The organism is Roseomonas sp. KE2513, from assembly GCF_016107305.1.
Taxonomy (GTDB): Bacteria; Pseudomonadota; Alphaproteobacteria; order Acetobacterales; family Acetobacteraceae; genus Roseomonas.
On sequence record NZ_RCVR01000002.1, the window covers coordinates 290,953 to 317,548 of the forward strand.

Sequence of the window (26,596 nt, forward strand, 5' to 3'; positions counted from 1 at the left end):
GCTTGGAAAGCGCGCCCGGGCCGTTCCATCCTCCGCTCAGCCCAGCCGGTGAGGCCACCCCTCCCCCTCCAAGGGCCAAGAAGCACAGAGTGGCAACGGTCGCAGGCCCCTGTCCCGGGCCGCGGCAGGCGGGAGGAACGGGGATCATGGCGAGGCTCACGGTCAACGGCCGCGGAGTGGAGGTCGATGTCGATCCCTCCACCCCACTCATTTACGTCCTGCGCAATGACCTGGCGCTGAACGGTCCGAAGCTTGGCTGCGGCCGCGCGCAGTGCGGCGCCTGCACCGTGCACCTCGACGGCCAGGCTATCCGCTCCTGCCAGCTCTCGCTCGGCGAAGCCGAAGGGCGGCAGGTGACCACGCTGGAAGGGCTGGGCACGCCAGGGCACCCGCATCCCCTGCAGGAAGCCTTCCTCGTGGAGCAGGCAGCGCAGTGCGGCTACTGCACCAATGGCATGATCATGCAGGGCGCCGCCCTTATCCAGGACCACCCCGGCATCACCGAGGCAGAGGTGCTGGAGGGCATGCGGGGCAATCTCTGCCGCTGCGGCACCCAGCCGCGCGTGGTGCGCGCGGTGATGAGCGCCGCACGGAAGGGGGCCTGACTCCATGTCCGCCAGCACTTCCCTCACCCGCCGCAGCTTCGGCCTTGGCGTCGTCGCCGCGGGGCTCGCCATCGGCTTCCGCCTGGACGCCCCGGCGCGGGCGGCGGGCGAGGTCACGCCCATGCTCCTCGCCAACCCGAAGCTCGACACCTGGGTCCGCGTGACCCCGGACGGGCGGGTGAGCGTAACGACGGGGCGCGTGGAACTCGGCCAGGGCGTGCTGACGGCCATGCGCCAGATCGCCGCCCACGAGCTCGACATCGATCCCGCCGCGCTGGATATCCTCTCGGCCGACACCGCCGCTTCGCCGAACGAGGGCTTCACCGCCGGCTCCATGTCCGTCCGCTACGGCGGCGAGGCGCTGGGTATGGCCTGTGCCGACCTGCGCGCTACCCTCCTGCGCGTCGCGGCGGAGGCATGGGGAAGCGAGCCCGGGCGCCTGACGGTGGAGGGGGGCGTCATTCACGGCGCCGACGGACGCCAGATGACCTATGGCGAGGCCGCGAGCCGCGTCTCCCTCGTCCGCCCCGTCGATACGGGCGCGCGACGGAAGGACCCGGCGAAGGCGGGGCCAATCGGCGCCTCGCTCCCGCGCACCGATCTTCCGGCCAAGGTCTTCGGCCAACAGGTATTCATCCATGACCTGCGGCCGGAGGGGATGCTCTTCGGCGCGGTGGCGCGGCCGCCCGGCTATGCCGCCCGCCTTCTCTCCTTCGACGAGGCCGCCGCGCGGGCTCTGCCGGGGGTGGTGGAGGTGGTGCGCGACGGCTCCTTCCTCGGCGTCCTCGCGCGGCGGGAGGAGCAGGCCCGCGAGGCCGCCAGCCGTATCGCCGAGGCCGCGACCTGGGAGAGCGGCCCCCCGCTCTTCGGTGGCGCCGGCGTCTTCGACTACATGAAAGGCGTGCCAGCGGAGGAGAAGGTTCTCCACCGCACCGCTGGCGAGGCCCAGGGCGCCGCGCGCCTTCACCGCGCCGAGTACCGCCGCGGCTTCCAGGCCCATGCCTCGATCGGTGCCTCCTGCGCCCTCGCGCAGTGGGAAGGTGGCAAGCTGACCGTCTGGTCCCACTGCCAGGGCCCCTTCCCGCTCCGCACCGACCTCGCCCGGGCGTTGCGGGTGGAGGAGGGGTCGATCCGTGTGATCCACGCCCAGGGCTCGGGCTGCTACGGGCACAACGGCGCCGACGACGTGGCCCTCGACGCCGCCCTCCTGGCACGCGCGGCCGGCGGTCGGCCCGTTCGGGTGCAGTGGACGCATGAGGAGGAGATGGCCTGGGAGCCCTGGAGCTCCGCCATGATCGTGCGGATGGAGGCCGGGGTCGGCGTCGATGGCACGCCCACCTCCTGGTCGCACGACGTGCGAAGCTTCTCCCACAACACCCGGCCCGGGCAGCCGGGCGCCGGAGGCTGCAATCTTCGCTCCGCCTGGTATCTCGAGAACCCGGTGGCGCCGCCCGTCTCGACCGACGCGCCGCTGCCGGCGGGGGCTGCCGCACGCAACGCCGTGCCGATCTACGCGGGCATCCCGAACCAGCGGATCTCCTCGCACTTCCTGCCGGAGGCGCCAATCCGCACCTCCGCCCTTCGCACGCTCGGCGGCTACTTTAACGCCCTTTGCGGCGATCTCTTCATCGATGAGCTGGCGGCGCTCGCAGGGAAGGACCCCGTCTCTTACCGCCTCGCGAACCTAACCGATCCGCGGCTGGCGGAGGTGCTGCACCGAGCCGTCCGGCTCTCCGGCTGGACACCTGAGGCGGTGCGGCTCGCCCCCGCGCTGGAGCCGGTGATGACCGGCACCGGCCTCGGCCTCTCCCGCTACAAGAACACGGATTGCTACGTGGCGGTCGTCGCGCGGGTGGAGGTCGATACCCGCAGCGGTGAGGTCCGCCCCCTCGCGCTCTGGGCCGCGGTGGATGCCGGCCGCGTCGTCAATCCCGATGGCCTGCGGAACCAGATCGAGGGCGGGATGGTGCAGTCCACCAGTTGGACGCTGATGGAGGAGGGCCACTGGAACGCCCACCGCATCGTCAGCGACAACTACGCCGACTACCCCATCCTGGAATTCCCGGGACTGCCGCGGATCGAGAGCGCCATCGTCGACCGGCCGGAGCAGCCCCCGCTCGGCGCCGGCGAGGGCAGCCAGGCGCCGACCGGGGCTGCCATTGCCAACGCGGTGCTGGCCGCCACCGGCCGCCGCGCACCCGAGATCCCGCTTACCCCGGACCGGGTGCGCGCCGCCCTCCTTGCCTGACCCGCCACCGAAGAGAGCAGCGATGCGGGCGGGGTGCACGTCCCTCGTCCTTACTTACCCCGCTTCGGAGAGGCGGCAGTCCGTTCCGTAATGTTTACTGCGAGTTGTGTGTCGAGCGATCTTACACCTTGACCGCCACCCACATTCATTTTTGTTCAGATGCTTGAATGTATTGAGTTTTTTGACTGGCACGGCATGTGCGAATAAGAGCCTGCGATCGACCAGGACCGGTAATTCCGCCGCTCCGATCGTAAGGAAGCAGCGCATGCGCAACCTCTCTGCGACAGCGAAGGCCCTCACGAGGGCGACTCTGGCGGGTACCGCTGTTGCTCTCACGCTCACCGTCGGCACTGTTGCCGCCCAGGCGCAGACCGCCGTCACCTTCGATCCCGGCTCCTTCGCGCCGGGCGCCTCGTCCTTCACCGCGGACGTGCTCAACCTGAAGGACTTCTCCCGGGTTGATCTCGGCAACAACTCGGGCGGGAACGGGACGTCCTTCACCGAGACCGGGTTCCTCCAGGTGAACAATGCTTCGCTGAACGGCAACACCTTCGACCCGACTGGCAACCGCTCCGCGTACAGCCTGTACTTCCAGTACAGCGGTACGGGCACGCAGAACGCGGCGAACTTCAACCAGAACTCGCAGGGCGCCTTCAACTCCCTCACCTACACGCTCTACGGGGCAATCGGGGCGTCGACCTTCAGCGTTGCCAGCGGCACGCCGACGGTCAACAACACCGGTGCGACCACCGTTCTCGCCACGGGCAGCCTGATCAACGGCACGACCAGCTTCTCGGCCAACCCGACGGGCGCTGGCGCCAACATCAGCGCCACCTACGTCCAGCAGCTCGCGAACTTCATCCTTTCGCCGGCGAACTCGACCCTCCGTCTGTTCGGCGCCTTCAACAACAACGAGCAGATTGTGACGGTCGTGAACAACGGCCGGAGCTTCCTGATCAACGGCGGCGGCGGCGACGTCTCCTTCACCGCCACGCCGACGCCGGTTCCGGAGCCCGCCTCCATGATGATCTTCGGGACGGCCCTGGCCGGCCTGGGGGCCTTCACGCGGCGCCGCCGCAAGACGGCCTGATCCCCAGGGATCGGCTTGGCCATACGTCGGCCAAGGGGCGGTGCTGAAAGGCACCGCCCTTTTTTCATGCCTGCAGCAGAGGAGTTTTAAAACGGCATCAATACAAACCTGTGGGGTTCCCGGTTACCACACACGCAAGTGGAATTTTTTGTGCTGACGTCGTAATATTAGGAATAAAGAGCGCAGAGTTTAGGTTCAACTCTGCACGTCGTGGCGAAATGACCCCCCAAACCTCAGATTCATCAAACTCGACTTGCAACTTCCGCGAATTCTGTTCACCACACGGATGCGTGAAGAGAAAAGGCGAGCGATGACAGCAGCAGTCAGCGGGGTCCTGGACGCAGCGAAGGATTTCGAGGTCACCATCGCGGACACGCCTGAACGGCTCCGGGATGCATACCGCCTTCGGCATCAGGTCTACTGCATGGAACGCGGCTACGAGCCAGGGGATGGCACCCTGGAGACTGATCGCTTCGACCGGCGTGCCGGTCATGCGCTCCTGACACAGCGAAGCACCGGCCGCCTCGTGGGCACGGTTCGGATCGTTGCCCCCGCTAATCGGGGGCAGGGCCTGGATCTCCCGATGCAGAGCCTCTGCGGCGAAGGGGCGTTTCGCTCCCTGCCGACCTACCGGACGGGTGAGATCAGCCGCTTCGCGATCTCCAAGGCCCTCCGCGACTCCTCGGCGGACGGCATCCCGCTCCGCCTCGGCCTCATGCGCGGCGTGGTGCAGCTCAGCTCCGAGATGGGCATCCACAACTGGTGCGCCATTATGGAGCACACCCTGCTCCGCCTCCTCCGCGGCAGCGGCATCCACTTCCAGCCGCTTGGCCCGGCCGTCGAGTACCATGGCCTGCGCCAGCCCTGCTGGGGCCCTGTGACCCAAGTTCTCGGCCGCATGCGCGAGGAGCGCCGGGCCGTGTGGGAATACGTGACTGACGGCGGCACGCTCTGGCCGCACCAGATCGAGGCTGTCGCGGCCTAGAAGGCAGCCCCTCGCCGCGTCAGCCGCCCTGCAGGTCGGCCAGCGGGCGGCGGACGGAGCGTTGCCGCGGTGGCGCCCCCTTCGGCTCCCCAATGCGGGCAAGGAAGATCAGCCGGTCCGCCGCCGGTCCGGCAAGCGCCCGCAGCCCTACGGCGCAGCGCTCCACATCCCGCCTCAGGGCCTGGCTCGGCAATTCGCTGCCGACCATGCCGGCGCAGAGCAGCACCGCGATCCCCGGCTGCATGGCCAGCCCCAGGCGGGTAGCCGTGAGCCACAGGCGCAGCAGGCTCGCACCCGCCGCCAGCAGCCCCTCCGTATCCCGCGCCGCGCCCTCGGGCAGGGCGACGGTGAAGAAGGCTGCGCTGCCTAGCGCCGTCGCCCAGTCGAGCTGCAGGGCAGCGCTGTGCGCCCCGCCCAGCCGGTTCAGGGCAACCATTCGCCGCCAATCCCGGATGGCCCAGCGCATCACCGGCAGGGTCGGCCGCCAAAGACCGGTCGCTCCAGCCGGAATGCCCGTCCGGCTGTTCCCGGGCGCCCAATCGATGGCGCTGCGGTGAACGGCATGGGCGCCGGGCAGGCGCAGGCGGAAGCGCGTGGCCATGGCGCCAAGGCGCGCGAAGGCGAGGCGGCCCGCATCGTCCTCGTGCCAGCGCAGTTCCAGCCCCGGCCCCAGCGCCGCCTCCAGCGCCGCCCTCTCCCGCGGGAGCAGCGGCCGGCGACGGTAGGGCCGGCGATCGACCGAGCGCAGCGGCAGCAGGGCGTAGAGCGGATCGGGCTCGACCCCGGCCGCGACGGGGAAGCGCAGCTCGGCCACCAGCCGGCCAGTGCTCTCGTCAAGCCGGCCCTCCATCAGCCGGCCCTGCATCGTCGCCGCGATCCGCAGCGCCTCCAGCATCATGCCGGCCGAGAGGATGGAGGGTTCGCCGCCCCGGTACTCGTAGGGGTTGGCGGGGTCGTGCGGGTCGAAGCGGACGCGCACCGCATCCTCGCCCAGGATCTCGAACCGCCAGGGCTGGACGTTGTCTCCGCTCGGCGCCCAGCGGGCGGCCTCCAGGATGGCCTCCATCGGGGTCGCCGGCGGCTCCGGCGGGCGGGGCGCGCGGAGCATGGCCGCGAACTGCCGCCGGGCCACCGCGAGCTTCAGGCGCTGGACCGGCTCGTCGTTCCCCCGCCGCAGCTTCGTCGCGACGAAGCGCTGGAGATAGGCGTCGTAATGATGGTGGACCGGCGCCGCCTCCACCCCGCCGCGGAGAAGGAGGATGCGCGTGGCCATCGCCGCGATCGCACCCGAACAGAGCAGGCAGGCCGCCCCGGTTGAGGGGCCGCGATGATTGGCGAGGTCGATATAGGAGGGATCGACAAGATAGGCCCGGTGCAGGCCGCGCGGGGCCACGCCGAGGAGGAAGCGGAGGTACTGCTCCTCCTCCGGATGGCCCTCCAGGCGGAAATACTGCTCGAAGCTCATCCCTGTCGGCATGAAGGCGAGCAGGCCCACGCCCATTCCGATAGGCGCGGCCGTCAGGGCTGGGATGCCCAGCTCCCGGCAACGGGCGAAGGCGCGGCGCTTGATGTCGATCGCAAAGAAGTCGATGCCATCCACAAAGAGGTCGGCGCCCTCAAGGAAGTCGTCGAGGTTCTCCGGCGTCACGCCGTTCGGGAAGCTGCGGATCCGCAACTCCGGGTTCACGTCCCGCGCCATGGCGGCGAGTGTCTCGGCCTTCGGTTGCCCCAAGGTGCTGACAAAGGCACCGGCCTGCCGGTTGATGTTCGGCACGTCGAAGCGATCGAGGTCGGCGATGGTGAAGGCGCCGATGCCGAGCCGCGCGAGGGCGATCAGGTGCCCGCCCCCCACCCCTCCCATGCCGGCGATGGCCACGCGGCGGCCGCGCAGGGAGTCCTGCTCCTCCGCACGGACCCAACCGAGATTACGGGAGAAGGCGGCGTGGTAGTCGAAGGGCCTCATCGGGGGATCGGCAGAAGGGACGGCGGGGTTGGGGATGTGTTTCGCTGCATGGCCTTTTCATAGGCCTCGAGCTGCGCATCCGTCAGGTCATCAATTTGCAGGAGCTGCCAATCCCCCTCCGCCGAGCGCCGGACGAGGCGCCCGGCATAGTCCTCGCCCTCCAGCGAAACGCGCCAGATCCCCTCGGCGGCCAGGGGCTGGCGATCACGCAACCTTCCGACCTTGCCCTTGAGGCCAAGCCCGCGGGCGGGGTCGCCGGGGCCGGGCCGCTCCGCCCCGCCATCCACCCCCGCCGTACCACCCCCTCGAAGGGGCCTGCTGAGGTCGGAGGCTGCCGCGGTCAACGCCTTGTCCCTCTCGCCAGAAGCCGTGCGCGCGAGCATCGGCGAACGGTGCGCGGTTAGCATTCGTGCATGTACCGGTAAACGTTTCGTCAGTCCTCAGGTTGCCGCAACTGTAAGGACCCGGCCTCGTGACGGGGCCGGTGCGGCCCTTTTGCCACTCTCTCGGCGCGGCCTTCCCCCTTCCCCCGACCGGGACGTCGCGGCAGAAGGGCCACCTAGTCGCCTCGTCGCTGCCCCGCCTTCCCTAACCAAGGGGTGGGCGGGAATGCCCCGGTAGGATTGCCGTCTTCATGAGTGCCGCCTCCCTTCCCTCCGCCGATGCCGCGCCCAACCTCGCGGGTACCCTTCCCGCCCGCATCCAGGCGGTGGGCACGAGCCAGATCGGCATGGTGGCCGACCGTGGGCGCGACGACCCGGAGGTGGTGAAGCTCTGGATCGGCGAGGGCGACCTGCCGACGCCGGACTTCGTGGTGGAGGCCGCCCACCTCGCCATGCAGCGCGGCGAGACTCGCTACACCTACTCCCGCGGCATTCCGCGCCTGCATCAGGCGCTGTCCGACTATCACCGCCGGCACTGGGGGGTGGAGGTGGCGCCCGAGCGCTTCGCCATCACCGCGGGCGGGATGAACGCCATCATGCAGGCTTGCCAGGCGCTGCTCGAGCACGGGGACGAGGTGGTCATCCCCACCCCCAACTGGCCCAACCTGGCGGAGGCCGTGCGGGTCACCGGCGGCGTGCCGGTCACGGTGCCCTATCGCCGCTCCGCGGACGGGCACTTCTCCCTGCCGATCGAGGACATCGTTGCCGTCCTCACGCCGCGCACGCGCGTGCTCGTGGTGAACTCGCCCTCCAACCCCACGGGCTGGGTGATGCCGCTGGCGGAGATGGAGGCGCTGCGCGACCTCGCGCGGGAGCGCGGCCTCTGGATCATCTCCGACGAGGTCTATGGCCAGTTCACCTACGGCAACGCGCTCGCGCCCTCTTTCCTGCAGATCTGCACGCCATCCGACCGGCTTATCGTCACCAACACCTTCTCCAAGAACTGGGCGATGACGGGCTGGCGCGCCGGCTGGGTCGTCTATCCGGAGGGGCTGGCCGCGACCTTCGCCAAACTCGGGCAGTACAACACAACCTCCATTCCGACCTTCATCCAGCACGCGGCCGTCGCGGCGCTGGACGAGGGCGACGGTTTCATCCGCACGATGGTCGGCCGCTGCGCCGAGAGCCGGGCGATCATGGTCGAGGGTCTGTCGCGCCTGAAGGGCGTGACCGTCTTCGCACCCGAGGGCGCCTTCTACCTCATGGCGCGGGTCGAGACGGGAGAGACGAGCCTCGACCTCGCCTTCCGCTTCCTGCGCGAGGCGAAGGTGGGCGTCGCCCCCGGCACGGCCTTCGGGCCGGAGGGCGAGGGCTTCGTGCGCATCTGCTTCGCCGTCAGTCCCGAACTCGCGCGGGAGGCGGTGGCGCGGCTGACGCGCGTGCTGGGCGAGCGCGCGGCCTAGCCGCCCTTTCACTCGCGCCCGGCGGCCCGGCCTTGCGCGAGATGCTTCTTGCCGGTGCCCAAGCGAGCACCGATCATCACGGGCTCGTGGAGGCGCTCTCATGTCCGGCTCTCGGCCCGTGCTTGTTCTCGACGCTGATCCGGGTTTCGCCGCAACCGTCAGCGCCGCCCTCGCCGCGGAGGGCTGGCGGACGAAGGTTGTCGCGACCCCGGACGAGGCGCGGGTTTCCCTCCGCCGCGACGATCCCTGCATCGCCGTGCTGGACCTCAGCCTTCCTAACACCGCCGCCCTTGTGCGGGAGGCCGCCGGGCGGCCTGGCCTCTGCGTCATCGCGGTCGGCGATTCGGTGGAGATGGACCGCGTGCTCGGTCCCGAATGCGGCGCGGACGACTTCCTTGCCAAGCCCTTGCCGCCCGGGGAGGTGGTCGCACACGTGCGGGCGCTCAGCCGCCGACTGGACGCTGCCCTGCGCCCCGCCAAGGATGCCCCGCCCCGGACCGCCGCGTGGAGCCTCGGCGGGCTGAGGATGGAGCCCGCCCGCCGGCGCGTGGTCGCCACGGACGGCACGGAAACGCGGCTGACCGGCGGCGAGGCAGGCTTCCTCGCGGTGCTGCTCGACTCCGAGGACCACCTCGCCGCGCGCGAGACGATCTCGGAGCGGGTCCTCGGACGCCGCCTCCTGCCGAACCAGCGGGGGGTGGATCAGATCGCCTCGAACCTTCGCCAGAAGCTCGGCGCGGCCTCGGCTGGCCATGTCACGGTCGTGGCGGTCAGCGGCAGGGGGTACCGGCTGGTATGGTGAGCGGGCGCCGCCCTTCGTGACGTCCAGGACGGGCGCGCGCGCTCGCCAAGCCCTTCCGCCGCGGGCGTCCGGATGGTTCAAGCCATCCAGGGCCGTTATGATCCGGCCTGACGCGCGGACCGGTTCACAGGAAACAGCCCCATGCTTCTCCGCTCCCCGGCGGCCACGGCACGCCGCCTCCCCCACCCCGCCGGCGGGATGGGCTGAGCGTGGGAAGCGTCCTTGTCACGGGGGCCGCGGGCTTCATCGGCGCCCATCTCTGCCGCGCCCTGCTCGCGCGCGGGGAGCGGGTCATCGGCCTCGACAACTTCAATCCCTATTATGACCCTGCCCTGAAGGAGGCGCGGCTGGCCGCCCTTACCGGGAATGCGCCGCCCGGCGCCTTCCGCATGCACCGGATCGACCTCGCGGATACCGAGGCGCTGCTGGGGATGATGGCCGCCGAGCCCGATATCGACCGCGTCGCGCATCTTGGCGCCCAGGCGGGGGTGCGCTGGTCGCTGGAGGCGCCCTTCGCCTATGCGGCCGCCAACGTCACCGGGCATCTCGGCATCCTCGAGGGCATCCGGCGGAGCGAAGGACGCATCCGCCACACCGTCTATGCCTCCACCAGCTCGGTTTACGGCTCGCGCACGGACGGGCCCTTCCGCGAGACGGACCGGGTGGACAACCCCGCCTCCCTCTATGCCGCGACCAAGGCGGCGGGGGAGCTGATGAGCAAGGTCTATACCCAGCTCTACCGCCTGCCGCTCACGGGGCTCCGCTTCTTCACCGTCTATGGCCCCTGGGGCCGGCCGGACATGGCCTACTGGCTCTTCACCGACGCCATGCTGAAGGGGGAACCGATCAAGCTCTTCAACGGCGGGCGGATGCGGCGGGACTTCACCTTCGTGGACGACATCGTGGCCGGCGTAATTGCCGCGCTGGACAATCCGCCCGCCGATGGTGGCCACCGCCTCTACAACATTGGCAACAGCCGGCAGGAGGAGCTGCTCGACATGGTCTCCATCCTGGAGGAGTTGCTGGGGGTGAAGGCCGTCCGCGTGCTCCAGCCGATGCAGCCCGGCGACGTGCCGGCCACCTTCGCCGACGTCTCGGCCATGAAGCGCGATTTCGGCTGGGAGCCGACGACCGACCTGCGCGACGGGCTCGGCCACTTCGTTGGCTGGTGGCGAGGGCACTTCGGATGAGGCGCGGGCCGGAGCGGAGGGCTTAGCCATTCCCGCCTTCCTGCCGCTCGTCGCCCCGCCGATCGTCATCTTCTCCTTTACCCGGCCCGACTACCTCGGGCGACTCTGCCAGTCTCTGAAGGCGCAGGAAGGCGTGGCCGTCACGGGGCGGCAGATGCACCTCATGCAGGACGGCTCGCGCTCCCCGCGCTCGGGCGTCGTCTACGGCGATCCCGCCCTCATCGAGAGGAGCATCGCGGTGTTCCGCGAGCACTTCCCCGAGGGCACGGTGCACGCCTCCCCGGAGAACCTCGGCGTCGCGATGAACATCCAGCGTGGCGAGGAGCTCGTCTTCCGCCGGCTGCACGCCGAGATCGGCTACTTCTTCGAGGAGGACCTCGAACTCGGCCCCTGGTACCTCTGCATGCTCGAGGAGATGCGCCGCCAGCTCGGCCCGCATCCGGAGGTCGGCTACATCGCCGCCTATGGGGACCACGCCATCCCCTCCGATCCGGCCGCGCCCCGGCTCGTGCCGCTGGAGCACCACTGGGGCTTCGGCCTGACGCGCCGCTGCTGGAAGGCCATGCAGCCCTGGCTGGAGCCCTTCCTGCAAGTCTATGCGGAGGTGGACTACCGCGCTCGGCCGGACCTGCGCATCGTCGAGCTCTACGCGGAGAAGGCGGTTGCCCACACCGCCTCCTCTCAGGACGTGGCGAAGACGATGGCCTGCGCCGATCTCGGCTTCGCCCGGATCAACACCGATGTCTGCTACGCCCGCTACATCGGCGCGCTCGGCGAATCCTTCCGCCCCGCGGATTTCAGCGTGCTGGGCTTCGACGAGATGGCCTACGTGACCGCGCCGCCCGCGCAGCCGCCCGTCATCACCCGGACCGCCGTGGATGAGATCATCCGGATGAAGCGCGAGGCCTGCGTCGAGCATCGCCGGCACGCCTTCGACGCGGAGCTGGCGGCGATGCGACAGCGCCTGAGCAACCCGGACCGCCCGGTGACCCGTGAGCAGCTCGACACGCTCTGGCTTCTCCTCATGGACCGCCTGCCGGACGACGAGGAGTATTACCGGCAGAATGTCGGGCTGATCTCCCTGCGGGAGGTCCGCCGCGCCCTGCTGCAGAGCGACGAGGCGAAGGCCAAGAGCTGCTACATGCTGCCCTGATCCGGCGGATCGCGCCCCGGCGACCGCCCCGCCACTTCTTGCCAAGGCGCAGCGACTGTGCGGAAATATCGCGGCGCGGGCGCCCCGCGATGAAGATGGTGAAACCGGAACCCTCCATGCCCGACTACTCGGCGCCGTGATCCGGGGACACCTGGACGCGCTCACCCCCCTCGGCTTCGTCGAGGGCTGGTGCTTCGACGATGAGGAGCCCGACCGGACGCTCCCTGTCCTCGTCAGGAGCCCCGAAGGAGAGGAACTCGCCGCGGGCCACGCGAACCTCTTCCGTGCGGATCTGGCCCATGTTCGATTCGGCCACGGCTGGTGCGCCTTCCGGCTGCGCCTCTCCCTGCCCGTTGAAGAAGCGGCCGCGACGCCGCTCGAACTGAGCGTTCCCGGGAACGGGCGGGAAATCGAGGCGCCGCGCGTCCTGCCGATCCGCGCGGGCGCCGAGCCCTCCTGCAACACCATCGCCAAGGTCATCGCCGCCGATCCGACCGTGACGGGCGCCATCGAGCAGCTCCGCGCCTACGGCCCGGTGCTGGAGGACTTCATGACCCGGCGCGGCATCGATGACTTCATCCACACGGCCTATGTCTACGTCCTCGGCCGGCCGGTGGACCTGGACGGGTTGGCCATCTACGGCCCGCTGCTGGAGATGGGCGCGCTCTCGCCCTACGGGCTGCTGGCCCTGCTCGCGGCCAGCGACGAGTTCCACGCACGCCCGCGCTTCCTCGCCGCCCCCAACTCGCCCGCCTTCGTGTTCCGCCGGTCATGAGCGAGGGCAACGCGGCGCTGCCCGAGTTCCGGGGGCGCCTGCTGGTTTCCATCCCCGGATCCTGGATCGACCGGCTGCGCCTGCCCGGCTCGCTTTTCGGGCGCGAGGTGCTGCGCGACATCGCCATGCCCGTCGAGCTTCGCGCGGCGCTCGCGCTGCTCTCGGCCGAGGCGGACGCGCAGTCGGTGCCGCTGCAATTCGTGGCCCGGCCTGAGATCTTCACCCATGGCCGCTCCCGCGCCTGGCTCGACGACCGCATCGGCAACGCGCGGGACCACGTCATCCTCACCGACGGGCACACGCTTCGCACCCTGCCTGGGCTGCGCAACCACATGTTCTTCTACCCCCGCGGCATCCCCGCGCAGGAGGCGGCGCTGCGGCGCCTGATCGGCATCGCGCCCGAGCTGTTCAGCGGCCTCGCCTCCCAGATCAACGGCGGCCTGGCCTTTCGCTGCGGTGGCGCCTGGCACCGTCCGCCGGGGGTGCATCTCCGGCTGCGCACCACGCCCGATACGGGGCGGGTGGAGCGCTTCCCCTTCCTCGCCGCCCGGCTCCACGACGATGCCGACCCGCGGCCGGTCAAGGCGGCGCCCGCCGGCGAGGCGCTGCCGGAGGACCGGCCGGTCCGCTACGTTCCCCTGAGCGAGACCGCCCTGGCCGACGGAGTCTTCATGCGGGACCTCGCGGAGAGGGTGCAGCGCGCGATCTTCGGCGGGCCAGAGCGGCTGTTGCTGGAACTCTCGCGGCCCGAGGGCTCGCCGAGCGCAACGGACCGGATGGCGGCCGCGACGCTCGCCTTCTCGGAAACGCGCGTCGCCTTCCCGCGCAGCCCTTCTCGGAACGTGCAGTTCGTCACGGCGCCGCCGCGCGGGCTACGAATGGATTCGCTACTGATACATCCTGGCATCGCCTTCTGGCGCTACGGTCTCGACTTCTACGGTGCGGCCGAGCGGATCGAGGTTCCGGTGGGGACGAACCCCGTCAACCGCTTTCGCAACCTCCTCTCCTCCTGGCTCGGGCGGCCGGTCGCCGTGCTCCGCCAGGACGCGGTCGGCGAGGTGCCGCGCGTGACGCTGAGCGAGGCGCCATGAGCACGACGGCCACGCGCCCGCGCCTGAACATCGATATTGGCCCGCTGCTCGAGGACCAGTGGACCGGCATCTCCGTCTTTACCCGGCGCCTCGTGCAGGCGCTCGATGCCAGCGGGCGGCTGGACCTCTCCTTCAGCGTGCGGATGATGCAGCTCCACGCCGCCGAGGTGCGCGAGACCATCCGCCACGGCTCCGGCGCCTTCCTGCGCGCGCAACTCGACAAGCGCGACGCGGCGGAGCGCCCGCCGCTGGACCCTGCCCTGCCGCTCTTCTACCCCTCGGTAAAGTCCCACCCGAACATCGTGCCGCGCGAGGCGAGCACGATCCACGACATGAGCACGCTTGTGATGCCGGAGACGCATGACGAGCGGAATGTCGCCCATCACCTCGATCCACTGCGCAACGAGCTCTCGACCGACGAGGTGGTGTTCTGCGTCTCCGAGGCGACGCGGCGCGCGGTCTGCGCCACCTTTCCTTGGGCCGAGCGCCGCACGCGCCTGCTCATGCAATACGTGGACTGGCCCGAGGAATTCGCGGCCTATGAGCGCAACCTTCCGCCGGTGGAGCTGGACCGCTACGCCGTGGTGATCGGCACGATCGAGCCGCGCAAGAACCTCGACCTGCTGCTGCGCGCGCTGGAGCATCCCGCCGTCGCCGCCTCGCGCCTCACCTTCTTTGTGATCGGCAAGCGCGGCTGGCTGGTGGACCAAGCCCTGGCGCGGCTGCGGCCGGAAGTGGCGCAGCGCGTGAAGTTCACCGGATTCGTCTCGGAATTCGTGAAGTACCGCCTGCTGAAGTCGGCCGAGTTCCTTGTTCTCCCCTCCGTTTACGAGGGCTTCGGCATCCCGGCGGTGGAGGCGATGAGCCTCGGCAAGCCCGTGCTCGCTTCCCTCACCTCCAGCTTCCCGGAGGTGATCGGCAATGCCGGCCTCTTCTTCGACCCCTTCTCGGTGGACGAGTTCGCTCTTGCGCTGAAGGAGATGTCTGACGTGCGCCGCGCGGCGGAACTCGCGCCCAAGGCGCTTGCCCAGGCCGCTTCCTTCAGCCCGCAGCGGATGGCGGCGCCTGTGCTGGACTGGCTGGGCGCCTGAGGCCCACCCGGTTCAGACCGAGCGCGCCTCGATCCCCCGGAGTGCGACACCGAGCATGCGCGGGTCGGACTGGCCGCGGTTGAGGGGCGAGTCCGTGCGCACGACGTCAATGTCGAGACGCATGGCGCCACCGCGGGACACCTCGGCTGGCGGCGGCTGCGCCACCAGCACGCGCCCCTCGGGCCCCTGCTCAAGGGTTACGGTCGCCCAGGCGCCGCCATCGAGCGCGACGCGGACATCGCCCAGCACCTCCGGGCAGAAGGCGGAGTGGACGAGGAGCCGGATCTCGGCCGGCTGCGCCACGCGGGGCAGGAAGACGGCCGCGCGCGGCTCAGGGCCGATCCAGCGGAAGGAACGGCCGTTCGCACCCGTCTCGGCGTCGTAGAAGCCCTCCTGCCGCATCTCCCGGTCGCAGACGACCAGCGCCTCGGTCGGGAGCGAGGGCTCGGGCTCGGGCTGGAGAGGCTCGACCGCCTGCACGGCGGCCGGCCCCGGATCGCCCCATTCCATCAGGCCCACGCCGGAATTAAGGGTGAGTTGCATCGCTTCCATCGCCGCCAGCCGCTGCAGCAGCCATGCCGCCGCCGCCTCCGGCGAGAGGCCGGCGAGCTCCGTTGCGTACCGGTCGAGGATGCGGCGCTGCAGGGCGTGGTCGGCCGGGAGCGCGCCGGACGATTCGGCGGCGCCCCGGAGATCCGCCGCGGCAAACGCGCCGCCCTGCATCGAGTGCCGGACCATCCTTCCCCCAACCGAATGCGGAGCGACTCTACTGCACCCCCGTCCCGGCCGGAAGGGTGCTCAGTGCGCGGCCACCGGCGTCACGTCGTGCACGAGCGGGTAGAGCGCCTCGGCCAGCGCGAGGTCCTCGGCGGTCTTGATGACGTGCCCCGCGAGCCGGTTGATGCTGTTGAGCCCGACCTTGCCCGCATAGGTCGCGCACTGCCCGCCCTTGAAGGCGGCCAGGTAGGTGCTGCTGCGCCAGCCCGTGATCGACCAGGTGACGCGGCGCACCGGCGGCAGGTCCTGCGAGTTGGTCTTCTCGGACAGCGTGAAGTTCACGGGCTCGCCGCGGCAGAAGGCCTCCAGCGGCTCGTCCACGACGCTGAGCATGACGTCGTAGTCGCCGCCGATCATGTCCTCGGTGAAGCGCGCGATCTCGCCCACCGTCAGCAGCGGCGCGATGGAGTGCACCTGGAAGAGACGGTCGCAGGGATGCGTCTCAAGGAACTGCGCCACGAACTGCTCGCTGGTGGCGACGTTGTTCGCCAGCTCCGCCGGGCGCTTGTGGAAGTGCGCCCCCTCGGCCACCGCCATCTCGCCGAAGGTGTCGTGCTCGGAGTTCACCCAGACCTCGTCGAAGACACCGGCCGCGAGGCACTTGCGCACGGCGTGCACGAGGAGGGGCACGCCCTGCAATGGCAGCAGGTTCTTCTGCTTCAGGCGCTGGCTGCCCATCCGCGCCGGGATCATCGCGATGTTCGTCATGCTCGTCTCGTCCGGGTTGAACGGGCCCCGTTCAGGGTGCCCAGGGGCTGAGGAAGGTGAGCGGGTCCGTGGCCTGCGCGAGCCCCGCAATGGCGGCGCGGCCCATGGCCACCACCGCCTCGTTCGCGCTGCCGCCGATATGCGCTGTCGCGAGGAAGTTCGGCAGACCGAGGAGTTCCGTGTCCGTCGGCGGCTCGCTTGCGAAGACATCGAAGAGGGCGGCGGAGAGCTGTCCGGACTGCAGCGCCGCCTTCAGCGCCGCCTCGTCCACCAGGCCACCGCGCGCCGTGTTCACGAGCACCGCGCCCTTGCGCATGGCCGCGAGGCGCCCGGCATCGATCATGTTCGCCGTATCCGGCGTGGAGGGGACATGGAGCGACACCACGTCGGCTTCGGCGATCAGCGCGTCGAGGCCAACGCTCTCCACGCCATGGGCCGCGCAGAACTCCGAGATGTCGCGGATATCATGGGCGAGGACACGCACCCCGATGGCGCGCAGCATCCGGGCAAGTTCCTTGCCCACATGCCCGCAGCCGATGAGGCCGACCGTCGCGTCCGAGATCTGCCGGCCGAGATATTGCCGCCAGATGCCCGCTCGGATCTCGGCCTGCGAAGTGGTGACGCCGCGCAGACCCGCAATCATGAAGCAGAGGGCGAGCTCGGCCACGGAACGGCGATTCACTCCGCCGGTCCAGCCGACCTGCACGCCATGCGCGGCTGCAGCCTTGAGATCCACGTTGTCGAGGCCGACGCCGTACTTGCTGACGACCCGCAGCCCGGGCAGCGCCTCGAAAAGCGGGCCGCCGATCGCCTCCAGCGCCACCACGGCCGCCTCGTGCCCGCGGAGGAACTCGACGAGCTCCGCGCCCACCAGGGTGCGGCCCGTGTCGTTGAAGGTGACATTCGGGTAGAGCGCCGCGAGCTCCGCCCGCAGCACCGGATGACGCGAGAAGGAGCGCGAGAGAACCGCGATCCGCGTCTCGGTGGTGACGGCCATCACGCGGCCTCCGCGAAGCGCAGTGAGGCGGACGCGCCGATCGCGGGGAAACGTGCGGTCACGCGCTTGCCCGCGGGCACCTCCACATAGCCCGTGCAGCTGCCGGTGACGATGACATGGCCCGCGCGCAGCGCGTAGCCGCGTGCGAGCGCGCTGCGGACAAAGGCGAGCAGCGGGCCGACCGGGCCGCCGTCGATGATGGCGCCGCCACCCTGCACCGGCTCCTGCCCTTCGATCTCGAGAATGACAGGCGCGTCGTTCAGGCGCGCGGGATCGCCGAGCGGCTGCCCACCGCCCACCACCAGCGAGCCCACTGCACCGGCATCGGCGACGAGCGCGAAGCCGCCATGTGCGCCGAGGCCAGAGAAGCGCGAGCCCGGCACCTCGATCGTCGCGTGGACGGTGGAGATGGCGGCGAGAAGCCCCGCCTCGTCCAAGCCCGCATCCGCTTCGGTGAGATCGCGCGCGAGACGGAAGCCGTACTCGCTCTCGACGCCGCGCTGGCGGGCGATGTTCGCGGGGATTTCGGCGCCGTCCTCGAAAGTGCGGTTCAGCGGCGTGGGCCCGAAGAACTGCCGCGGCAGGCCGAGGGTCGCGCGCACCGCCGAGATCGTCGCGCCGAGCTTGTAGGCACCAATGCCCCCAAGCCGCAAAACAATTTCGTCTTCAATTCTTTCCGCTTCTTCAATATTCAGCGGAAGCTCATCCTGTAACGGCGTGATGACATCAAGACCGTCGAACACGGCGGCAACCTTGAGCGCCAACTCGCGATGGCGCGCATCGTGTTGATTCAGCACCTAATCGCTCCTTACTCACCGTTTTCTGATTGCCACAGGGGTCGAGCAACTGTAAAGAGTTCGTGAGCTTGGCCGCCAAAGGGACTTTCACTTGCCGTCGCTTGCGTCTCCAAGATTTCAGTCGCTCCTGCTGACGGCCGGCGAGGCTGCGCGGATCACGCGCGATTACCTCGTTCAATCCAAGCTGCTGCGGAACTCGCCGGCCTCCCAGATCGGCCGTGACATCAAGCTGCAGGAGGACGCCGCTTCCGAGGCGATGATCCGTGAGTTCCTCGGTCGCCAGCCCGATCCGCTCCCCGTGCTCGGCGAGGAAGCCGGCTGGGCAGGGCGCGCGGCGGAGGGCGACGAACTTCACTGGGTGATCGACCCGCTCGACGGATCGTTCAACTACTTCCGCGGGCTGCCGCTCTATGCGGTTTCCATCGCGCTCTGCGCCGGGCGCCGCGCGGTGCTCGGCGCCATCTACGACCCGGAGCGGGATGAGCTGTTCACGGGGGGCGCGGGCCTCGGCCTCAGCCTCAACGGGACGATGGTGGTGCAACCCGCCCCGGCCCGGCAGATGCTCGCCACCGGCTTTCCTTCCAAGGCCGACGTCAACGTCACGCTGTCGCGCCTCGGCACCCTGACGGCGGGCTGGACGAAGATGCGCATGCTCGGCTCGGCCGCTCTCTCCCTCGCCTGGACCGCGGCTGGCCGGCTCGATGGCTACACCGAGAGCGGCATCATGTGGTGGGACGTGGCGGCGGGCCTCGCCCTCGCCGAGGGCGCCGGCGCGCGAAATATCCTCTGCGAAGCGCTCGAGGGCGACGCCGTGAACGTCTTGGTGGAGCGCTGATGCGCCCCTCCATGCCCGCCGCGCCAGGCTTCCCGGCGCCGATTTCCTCCCCCGCAACCCGCAGCGACGCAAACTAGATCCGGAGTAGGCACAGATGGCCCACAACGTCGGCATCATCGGCTTTGGCAAAATGGGGCAGATCCGCGCTGCAGCCCTGCGGGAGGATGGCCGGGCGCGCGTGGTGAAGGTTTATGACGTCAACCTTCCCGCCGACACGCCCTACGCGGTTGCCGCCTCGGCGGAGGAGATCATCAACGACCCCGAGATCAACATCGTCCTCGTCTGCGCCACAAACGAGGTGAACAAGCCGCTCACCATCGCGGCGCTCCGTGCCCGCAAGCACGTCTTCTGCGAGAAGCCGCCCGCCTTCAACGCGGACGAGGTGCGCGAGATCATGCAGGCCGAGCGCGAGTCCGGCCGGGTGCTGATGTACGGCTTCAACCACCGCCACCATGCGGGCGTGATGAAGATGAAGCAGGTGATCGACAGCGGCGCCTATGGCCGCATGCTGTGGATGCGCGGCCGCTACGGCAAGAGCGTGGACGGCGACTACCTGAAGACCTGGCGCGCCGACCGCGAGCGCGCCGGCGGTGGCATCCTGCTCGACCAGGGCATCCACATGCTCGACCTCTTCCTGCACATGACCGGCGCGCCCTTCGACCAGGTGCACGCCATGGTCTCCAGCCGCTACTGGAAAATTCCGGGCATCGAGGACAATGTCTTCGCCATCATGCGTAGCAGCCAGACGGGCGTGGAGGTTTCCTTTCATTCCACGATGACGCAGTGGCGCCACCTCTTCTCGCTCGAGGTCTTCCTCGAGCGCGGCTACCTCGTGCTCAACGGGCTGAAGACCTCCTCCGGCACCTATGGCGAGGAGGAGCTGACCATCGCCAAGAACCGCGCCACCGCGCCTGCCGCGAACTTCGACAGCGAGGAGCGGATGCACTTCAAGGTCGACACCTCCTGGGCGAAGGAGGCCGAGCACTTCATGGACGCTGTCTCGCTCGGCATGCCCGTGATCTCCGGTAATTCCCGCCAGGCGCTCGAGGTGATGTCGCTCGTGGACTGCATCTACGCCCACGGACACAACGTCGCCCCCAACCTCCACGAGAACCTGCAGATCGTCGGCCACAGCCAGGGCCACTGACGCTTCTTGACCGACGATCCCGTCTTCGCGGCCCTACTCTTCCGCAACCGCCTGCGCGGGATCCTCGCGCAGGAGGCGGAACGGGCGTGGCGCGACAGGCAGGGGGGCCTCGCCCTCGCAGGTCGTCCGGCGGAGCTGGAGCCCGCCTTGCTGCCGGAGATGGAGGCGCTGCCGGGCGGCGCTCTCTTCCGCTCCATTCCCGAGGGCGAGGGCCCGCAGGAGTGGCGCCTTTACGGCCGTGCCCGCGGGGCGGATTTCGCACCTTTCAGCCTCGACGGCGTCCTTTCCGCCGATGCCGCGCCCGAGGATCTCGTGACCGGCGGCTTCCGCCTGATCCTGCAGCGTGAGCCCGATCCGGGCGGATTTGCCTTCCACCTGAACGGCCTGCGGGCGGGTCGGCCTGCGGCCAACATGATGCGAGGCCTGCTCGGCTCGGCCGAGGCCGCGGAGCGCGGCGAGCAGCTCCTCCTGGTCCTCGCGCCCGTGCCGCCGCCCTGAGCGCACCGCCCCCGCCATGCCCAAGACAACACCGGGAGTCGTGACCTCCCCTCCCCCGCCAGGACTTCGCCTGCTGGCGATCGGCGATGGGCCAGGCGATGCGCGCGCCCTCGACTTCTGCCTCGCCCTTCCGCCGGGATGGAGCGCCACCCTCTTCTCCCCTCTTCCCGGCACGGAGGGCAGGACGATCATCGAGCACGGCTCCATCGTGCGCGAGCTGCGCCAGGGCCTGGAGCCACTCGGCGAACCCCTGCCCCGGCCCCCGCTACAGGGCGATACCCTCCTCCTCGACCTCGCCGCGGCGGCCGCGCGCAACGCGCCGCTGCGCGCGGAGCTGCGGCGCCTCGCGGGGGACGCGGACCTCGTCCTGCATTTCTCCCCCTGGTCCGCGCGGGCCTGCCGCGGGCATGGCCGGCCTGAGGTGTATAGCCCGGCGGGCTTCATGCTCGGTGCCGTGCTGGAAGGGCTGCGCGGCCCCGGATTGGAGGCGGCCTGGGCCGAACTATGGGCATTGGAGAACGGCCTCGCCCAGCGCGCGGCGCTCCTTCTCTCCCCCAGCCCGCTCGAGGCCAACGTCTTCCGCCTTCTCTACGGCTTGCCGCCCACGGCGATGGAAGAGGCAGGCCCCTTCCCGCCCGCCGGGCGCCTGGCGCGTCTCTCGTCCGAGCCGCCGGCACCGCGCACGCCCGTCACGCTCGCCCTGAACGACTACCCGCTGCACAACCCGCGCAACGGCGGGGCGGTGCGCAGCCTCGGCCTGCTGGGCGGCCTCTCGCGCGATGTCGTGGCGATCACGCTCGGCCCACAGTCGCGCTTCGTGCTTCATGGCGAGGCGCTGCTGGAGGTGTGCCTGCCGCGTCCGGCCGCGCAGCGCCTTCTCGGGCGCAGCCTGCAGCGCATCGCCGACGCACCCATCCACGATCTCCTCGGCGCCGCTCATGTGGCTGACATGCCACTGCTCGCCAGACTGCTGGGCGCGCTCGGCCCGCGGCTGGACGCCACCGTCTTCGAGCATCCCTACATGGCGCCGCTGCTTCCAGCCCTGCGGCGCGCGGCAGGGTCGGTGTCGGTGGTCCTGCACGCCCATAATGTCGAGGGCCCGCTGAAGGCGGAGCTGCTGGAAGGCCATCCGCTGGCCGCGCTCGCCACCAGCTTCACGGAAGATCTCGAGAGGCAACTCACCGCGGCGGCCAGGCTCGTCATCTGCTGCAGCGAGGCCGACGCGGAGCATTTCCGCGGAGCGGACCGGGAGGTTCTCGTCGTCCCGCACGACGCCGTGCTCGCGGACGAGCCGCGGGAAGCCGACCCGGCCGGTGCGCTTCCCCTGCGCGCCGGCTTCCTCGCCTCGGCGCACGGGCCGAACCGGGCGGCGGCGCGCTTCATCGCGGAGGAGCTGGCGCCCGCTTTCCCCGAAGTGGTCTTCGAGATCGTCGGCAGCGTCGGCGAAACCCTGTCCGGCACCCTGCCAGCCAACCTCATCCGCCACGGCGTCCTGCCGGACAAGCGGATGCGAGACGTCCTCGCCACCTGGTCCGTCGCGCTCAATCCCGTCGAGACCGGCGGCGGAGCCAGCGTGAAGCTCGCGCAGTATCTCGCGCTCGGCCTGCCCAGCATCAGCACGCCGCACGCCGCCCGCGGCTTCGCGGCGTCGGCCGTCGCCGCTGGGCTGGTGGTGCCGCTCGGCAGGTTTCCCGCCGCGCTCCGGCGGCTGCTCTCCGCCCCCGGCGAGCGCGAGGCCCTTGCCGCGGATGCCCGGCGCCACTGGGCGAGCCCCGCGCGGTGGGCGCCCCTTCAGGCCGCCCGCACCGCCGTCGCCGCGCTGGCGGGGGCGCAGACGGTCCCGCGCCCTCCCCGCCGCCTTCTCGCCATCGCGGATGACGGCTCCTCCGAGCGCGCGGCGCGCTTCGACACCGCGCTGGAAGGATTGCTGCCAGGGTTCAGCGAGGTGGAAATCCTGCGCCCCGCCTCCCCCGCCGCGCCGCCCTCCCCCGAGCGGCTGAGGGTGCTGGGGCGGGAGGCGGAGACGATCCTCGCCGATTTCGCGCCGCTGCTTCCATCCGATGCGCCGCCGATGCCCTGGACCGGCTTCCTGCCGGCCGAACCGCGCCGGGCCGGGCGGCAGGCGAGCGCGCGCTTCGGCCTGCTGCTGCCCGCCGGCGCGGCCTGGGTCCAGCTCCGCCTCTCCGCGCCGCGTCCCCTCGCCCTGCGCCTCCATCTGCGAACCCCCGAGGGCGCGAAGCTCGCCGCCCTGCGCTCCCGCCGCGTTCCGGCCGCGCAGAGCCTGCTGGAACTCGACCTGTCGCGGCTGACGACTGCCCGCCCGGCGCTGCTGCTGGCCGAGGTGATGGACACCGCGCGCTGGAAGGGGACCGACGAGCTGCGGCTGCTGCAATTCGCCTGCGGGGCGGCGGCGGGCGGACCGCCGCGCCTCGCCGATCTTCATCGCGATGCCATGGACGCCTATCGCTCCGCCTTCCCGCAGCACTGGCGGGAATCGGCCTGGCGGGTGGCCGATCGCCGCAGCGCGACGGAGCGCGTCCTCCTCGGAAACGGCCAAACCTTGGCGGAGGCCGCGCTGGCCGAGGCGGGGGGCACCTATGACCACCTTCTCCTTCCGGCGGAGGCGGCATCCGCGCCCGCCAGGGCCCAAGGCGGGCCGCGCGTGCTCGCGGTCGCCCTCGGCGGCCCCGACATCTTCGGCACCGTGCCGGAAGCCACCGGCCCTGGTTTGCGGGCGGCCCATGTGGCCGTGGCGGCATTCCCGGGCATGTGGCCTGTCCGCCCCGCCTCCGGCGAGATCCTCCGGCGCATGCGCGAGATGGAGGAGGAAGCACCGCTGCACCGGATCGCTCGGGGCCGCGCCGCTCTTGGGCTGCGCCAGCCCTACCTGCTCGCGGCCAGCCTTGATGGCGCCATGCCCGTGGGCGCCGAGGCCCTGCACGCGCTCACGGCGCCGATCGGGCTCGATCTCGTGCTCGCCGGTGGCGGCAGGGCCCGGCGCCTTCCACCCGAGGGCGAGGCGGTGACTGCTGCGGTGCCGCTCGCCGGCCTGCTCGGCGCGAAAGGGGTTGAGTGCTGCGGCCTCTGGCTGCCAGAGGCCGCGGCGGACGAGCGCGCGCTGATCGCCCTCGCCTGGCTCACCGGCGTACCCGTGATGGCGGCTTTCACGAACTGGTACGCGCGGCAATCCGTGCAGCAGTCGGTGACTGGGCTTCTTCTGCGCCCGCCGCACTGGAACAGCCTGGAGGCGGTGCTGCGGCAGCCGGCGCTGCGCGTGTCCATGGCAAGGGGTGGCGCGGACGCGCTGCACCGCTGGTTGGAGGCAAGCCGCAGCTGGGCGCTGTGACGCCCGACGCGGGATCAGGCCTCCTCGCCGCCCGCCCCCCAGTTCCAGTGGAAGGTGATGCGGCGGGCGAAGACGCCGATCTTGCGCTCGTCCCCGCTCTCGCCGGCCTCCGCCGGCGAAACGGGATCCAGCCGCACGAGGGAGAGGCGCAGGTTGCGCGGTCGGTCCCCGGCCGGCACGAAGCGGAGGACGGCCCGCACGGCCGCGAAGTGGTCGTTCCCGAACAGGACCTCAGTCGAGGGGCCGTCATCGGCCGATAACCGCACCCGGGCGGGTCCGCCGATCGCCGTGCCGAAGACACGGCCCTGCAACTCCAGCATCACCACGCCATTGGTGCCCGGCGGCGCCGGGATGATGACCTCGGCGAAGGCGGCCCTCGACCAGCGGCCCTCCGGCTCGGCCTCATACCAGCCGAACAGATCGACATCCGGCCGGGCGCCTCCGAGGGAGAGGCGCACGGCATCGGGCGACATCCAGGCTCCGGGCGTTGCCAAGGCGTCTGCTCTGCCAGAAATCTCCATCGTCGGCACACAGTTCGTCGCGAGATCGTGAGGAGCAACTTGTTGCGCGAAGTGAGGCCGGAGGCAAGGAGAGAAAGCCGGCGCGGTGAGCGGCCCATCCTATCGGCACCGATCAACAGGCCTCTCGGCGGTCCGCACGCTCCAGTCAGGCGGCGCCTCTCACGACGCCTGCCGCGTAGCGGATAACGTGGAAGGCCCCCCCGCCACGCCGGGAGGGCGGGTGGGAGGCCAGAGGAGAGGAGGCGATCAGGCCGCCTCGACGCTCGACAACGCAGTCATTGCCTGACGCATGGCAGCCTCGGCCTCCGGCCAAGCGGTGCGGATATCATCCGCCGCCAGCGTCAGGGCCTCGGGCGAGAGGGCTACGCGCATATGTGCATCGCGCCAGTCGCGCGACTGGTTGCGCTTTGCCAGCGCGTAAACAAGCGCACGGGCGATCCGCAGCACCATGGCGCGTTCCGCGATCATCATCGCCGTCTTCGTGACCTGCTCCGGATCCAAGTCCGCGGGAGCCAGGTCGGTGAGGCGCTGCGCCAACTCCGTCGCGGCCGGATAGGTCAGATTGACGTGGAGCTGGTGGGTTTCCGGATAGTAGCCGGCCGCCCGGTGCAAGAGATCACGGTCCGCCAGCTCGGCAGGGTCGCGCAGGAGAAAGAGGGCCGGCGTGGACTCCAGAACGAGCGGCCGTTCAACAGGCGGCCGTTCGACCAGAGGCCGTTCGACACGAGGGGCATTCGGGTCCTGCAGCGGGGCCGGGGGCTGGTCCAGCGAGGGCTGGCTGCGGGGCCGCTGCTTCGGCACGCCGAGCTGCTCCAGCATCTGGTGAAGCTCGTTCTCCACTTCGGCGGTGTAGGTCGCCGTCGGCGCCGCTTCGGCCAGGATCCTGGCGAGCCAGAGCGGCTGGTTGCGGGCGACAAGGCCTGCGAAGTCGAGCAGGTAGATCTGTGCCTGCTTGCCGTCGCGATAGCGCAGGAACTCACGATAGGCTTCCGGGAGCACGGGGTAGTCGTCCGGCAGCTCCACGAGGATGCTGATATGCCGAGCCGCGAAGGCGATGCCGTAGCTCGGCGCATCCCGCCACCAGCCGGCACCCGACTTTACCGCGTAGATCTCGTCCCGGTGCACGAGGCCCGCAATGCTGTTGGCGCTCTCGGGCCCTGTGCCCTGACTGGCATTGACGTTCGCGCGTGTCGGGTGCGGCGGGTCGTAGGCGTAGTGAATGATGATTCCCTCGGGCGTCTTCACCTGCTCGTAGTGATCGAGGGCCTGGAGGCGGTCGGCGAGGCTGACGAGCTGGCGCGGGGCGCGCAGGCCAGCGACCCCGGCCTGCAGCACAATCCGTGCGGAGGGCGGAAAGCGGAAGAAGCGGTTGCAGATGGCATCCACCAGCCAGCGCCAGGAGCTGCGCGGCTGGCCGTTATAGGGGTTCGCAACCGTGTCCTGCCCGGCCTCGTTGCCGAGCAGCAACACCTCGATCCAGTCGGTGGAGGCGTCGTGCGCCTCGAGCTCGCTTCCGGGGACGGACAGCACCTCCGTCATCTCCCCATCCGGCCCCAGGCGCCGCAGGCGGCCGTAGATGCCGTCCACCTTCCCGATCACCACCTCCTGCACCACGCCGTCGCGTGCGGAGCGGTAGCGCATGCCGCGCTGGTTCGAGGGCAGCGAGGCGACCTTCGCCCCCATGCCGAAGTTGCGGTCGAGGCCGCTTTCCTTACGGATGGAGGCCGCGATGTCGCACATCGCGTAGAGTTCGGCACCGGTCAGCCCGATGCCCCGGTTCCAGAGGGCGAGCTTGGGCACGCCATCGACCATCCGGGCCGAGAACTCGACGACGCGCTCGCCCTCTGGCACCGCCTGCGTTGCCTCCAGCGCGTTCTGCAGGAGCTCGCGGATCATCATCGTCCGCGGGCAGCGCTCGATCATCGAGGCGACAAGGAAGTCCTCGTCCCTGACGCGGAGCTTCGTCACTGAGGCACTCATCGCAGGTCCTTTCGCGAAGGGCGAAGTCTTCAAATTAACGCGAACGAGAACACAAATAGCGGAAACATCCGCGACGAGGAAGAGTTTTCCGCCTTTCGCAAGGGAATACTGGTCACCCCAGCCATCCTACCGGGGCGTTTTCACATCCTTT

Annotated in this window: 23 protein-coding genes; 15 read left to right on the top strand and 8 right to left on the bottom strand. The window is 70.2% G+C overall.

Going from position 1 to position 26,596, the window contains the following annotated elements:
* Nucleotides 1-146: 146 nt before the first annotated feature.
* The 4 genes from D9599_RS03605 (at nt 147) to D9599_RS03620 (ending at nt 4,928) form a co-directional block, all read left to right on the top strand.
* Nucleotides 147-605: a (2Fe-2S)-binding protein gene (locus D9599_RS03605; RefSeq protein WP_198379849.1), complete on the top strand. Its 459-nt coding sequence runs from the start codon at nt 147-149 to the stop codon at nt 603-605.
* A gap of 4 nt (nt 606-609) precedes the next feature.
* Nucleotides 610-2,853, top strand: coding sequence for a molybdopterin cofactor-binding domain-containing protein (locus D9599_RS03610; protein ID WP_198379851.1), 2,244 nt, complete (start codon nt 610-612; stop codon nt 2,851-2,853).
* Between the two features lie 265 nt (nt 2,854-3,118).
* Nucleotides 3,119-3,943 (top strand): flocculation-associated PEP-CTERM protein PepA, encoded by an 825-nt coding sequence (gene pepA / locus D9599_RS03615; RefSeq protein ID WP_198379853.1) that lies wholly within the window; start codon nt 3,119-3,121, stop codon nt 3,941-3,943.
* A 310-nt stretch (nt 3,944-4,253) separates the two neighbouring features.
* The gene (locus D9599_RS03620; RefSeq protein WP_198379854.1) at nt 4,254-4,928 is read left to right on the top strand and encodes a GNAT family N-acyltransferase; all 675 of its coding nucleotides are present in this window, start codon (nt 4,254-4,256) and stop codon (nt 4,926-4,928) included.
* A 19-nt stretch (nt 4,929-4,947) separates the two neighbouring features.
* On the opposite strand, the gene D9599_RS03625 is transcribed toward D9599_RS03620, so the two are convergent.
* The gene (locus D9599_RS03625) at nt 4,948-6,891 is read right to left on the bottom strand and encodes a ThiF family adenylyltransferase (protein ID WP_198379855.1); all 1,944 of its coding nucleotides are present in this window, start codon (nt 6,889-6,891) and stop codon (nt 4,948-4,950) included.
* Complete coding sequence (locus tag D9599_RS03630; protein ID WP_198379856.1) at nt 6,888-7,235, bottom strand: hypothetical protein; 348 nt, start codon at nt 7,233-7,235, stop codon at nt 6,888-6,890. The genes D9599_RS03625 and D9599_RS03630 overlap by 4 nt, the downstream gene beginning before the upstream one ends.
* A 290-nt stretch (nt 7,236-7,525) precedes the next feature.
* Between D9599_RS03630 and D9599_RS03635 the strand changes: the two genes are divergently transcribed.
* From D9599_RS03635 to D9599_RS03665, 7 genes are all read left to right on the top strand, one after another.
* Complete coding sequence (locus D9599_RS03635; protein WP_198379857.1) at nt 7,526-8,737, top strand: pyridoxal phosphate-dependent aminotransferase; 1,212 nt, start codon at nt 7,526-7,528, stop codon at nt 8,735-8,737.
* Nucleotides 8,738-8,837: 100 nt separating this feature from the next.
* A complete protein-coding gene (locus tag D9599_RS03640; protein ID WP_198379858.1) occupies nt 8,838-9,539 on the top strand; it encodes a response regulator transcription factor in 702 nt (233 codons plus the stop codon).
* Between the two features lie 209 nt (nt 9,540-9,748).
* Nucleotides 9,749-10,729 carry an NAD-dependent epimerase/dehydratase family protein gene (locus tag D9599_RS03645; RefSeq protein ID WP_198379859.1) on the top strand — a complete coding sequence of 327 codons (981 nt, stop codon included), beginning with the start codon at nt 9,749-9,751 and terminating at the stop codon, nt 10,727-10,729.
* Nucleotides 10,701-11,882, top strand: a complete 1,182-nt coding sequence (locus D9599_RS03650; protein ID WP_198379860.1) for a hypothetical protein — start codon at nt 10,701-10,703, stop codon at nt 11,880-11,882. Before D9599_RS03645 ends, D9599_RS03650 begins: the two co-directional genes overlap by 29 nt.
* Nucleotides 11,883-12,018: 136 nt before the next feature.
* Nucleotides 12,019-12,657 (top strand): DUF4214 domain-containing protein, encoded by a 639-nt coding sequence (locus D9599_RS03655; RefSeq protein WP_198379861.1) that lies wholly within the window; start codon nt 12,019-12,021, stop codon nt 12,655-12,657.
* Nucleotides 12,654-13,748 (top strand): hypothetical protein, encoded by a 1,095-nt coding sequence (locus tag D9599_RS03660; protein ID WP_198379862.1) that lies wholly within the window; start codon nt 12,654-12,656, stop codon nt 13,746-13,748. The genes D9599_RS03655 and D9599_RS03660 overlap by 4 nt, the downstream gene beginning before the upstream one ends.
* Nucleotides 13,745-14,839, top strand: a complete 1,095-nt coding sequence (locus D9599_RS03665; RefSeq protein ID WP_198379863.1) for a glycosyltransferase family 1 protein — start codon at nt 13,745-13,747, stop codon at nt 14,837-14,839. The genes D9599_RS03660 and D9599_RS03665 overlap by 4 nt, the downstream gene beginning before the upstream one ends.
* A 12-nt stretch (nt 14,840-14,851) precedes the next feature.
* Here the strand turns inward: D9599_RS03665 and D9599_RS03670 are convergent, their stop codons facing one another.
* The 4 genes from D9599_RS03670 to D9599_RS03685 all read right to left on the bottom strand — a co-directional run bounded on the left by D9599_RS03670 (nt 14,852) and on the right by D9599_RS03685 (nt 18,118).
* Nucleotides 14,852-15,562 (bottom strand): hypothetical protein, encoded by a 711-nt coding sequence (locus tag D9599_RS03670; RefSeq protein ID WP_198379864.1) that lies wholly within the window; start codon nt 15,560-15,562, stop codon nt 14,852-14,854.
* Between the two features lie 75 nt (nt 15,563-15,637).
* The gene (locus tag D9599_RS03675; RefSeq protein ID WP_198379865.1) at nt 15,638-16,324 is read right to left on the bottom strand and encodes a cytidylyltransferase domain-containing protein; all 687 of its coding nucleotides are present in this window, start codon (nt 16,322-16,324) and stop codon (nt 15,638-15,640) included.
* Nucleotides 16,325-16,355: 31 nt separating this feature from the next.
* Nucleotides 16,356-17,321, bottom strand: a complete 966-nt coding sequence (locus D9599_RS03680) for a phosphoglycerate dehydrogenase (RefSeq protein WP_198379866.1) — start codon at nt 17,319-17,321, stop codon at nt 16,356-16,358.
* Complete coding sequence (locus D9599_RS03685) at nt 17,321-18,118, bottom strand: 2-keto-4-pentenoate hydratase (RefSeq protein WP_198379867.1); 798 nt, start codon at nt 18,116-18,118, stop codon at nt 17,321-17,323. The genes D9599_RS03680 and D9599_RS03685 overlap by 1 nt, the downstream gene beginning before the upstream one ends.
* Nucleotides 18,119-18,209: 91 nt before the next feature.
* On the opposite strand from D9599_RS03685, the gene D9599_RS03690 reads away from it, so the two are divergent.
* The 4 genes from D9599_RS03690 to D9599_RS03705 all read left to right on the top strand — a co-directional run bounded on the left by D9599_RS03690 (nt 18,210) and on the right by D9599_RS03705 (nt 23,944).
* Nucleotides 18,210-18,953: an inositol monophosphatase family protein gene (locus D9599_RS03690; RefSeq protein WP_198379868.1), complete on the top strand. Its 744-nt coding sequence runs from the start codon at nt 18,210-18,212 to the stop codon at nt 18,951-18,953.
* A 94-nt stretch (nt 18,954-19,047) separates the two neighbouring features.
* Nucleotides 19,048-20,100: a Gfo/Idh/MocA family protein gene (locus D9599_RS03695; protein ID WP_198379869.1), complete on the top strand. Its 1,053-nt coding sequence runs from the start codon at nt 19,048-19,050 to the stop codon at nt 20,098-20,100.
* A 6-nt stretch (nt 20,101-20,106) separates the two neighbouring features.
* Nucleotides 20,107-20,598, top strand: coding sequence for a hypothetical protein (locus tag D9599_RS03700; protein WP_198379870.1), 492 nt, complete (start codon nt 20,107-20,109; stop codon nt 20,596-20,598).
* Nucleotides 20,599-20,638: 40 nt separating this feature from the next.
* A complete protein-coding gene (locus tag D9599_RS03705; RefSeq protein ID WP_198379871.1) occupies nt 20,639-23,944 on the top strand; it encodes a glycosyltransferase in 3,306 nt (1,101 codons plus the stop codon).
* A 14-nt stretch (nt 23,945-23,958) separates the two neighbouring features.
* On the opposite strand, the gene D9599_RS03710 is transcribed toward D9599_RS03705, so the two are convergent.
* Together D9599_RS03710 and D9599_RS03715 are read right to left on the bottom strand one after the other, a co-directional pair.
* Nucleotides 23,959-24,417: a hypothetical protein gene (locus D9599_RS03710; protein WP_198379872.1), complete on the bottom strand. Its 459-nt coding sequence runs from the start codon at nt 24,415-24,417 to the stop codon at nt 23,959-23,961.
* A 294-nt stretch (nt 24,418-24,711) separates the two neighbouring features.
* Nucleotides 24,712-26,445, bottom strand: coding sequence for an ATP-binding protein (locus D9599_RS03715; protein ID WP_198379873.1), 1,734 nt, complete (start codon nt 26,443-26,445; stop codon nt 24,712-24,714).
* Nucleotides 26,446-26,596 lie beyond the last annotated feature (151 nt).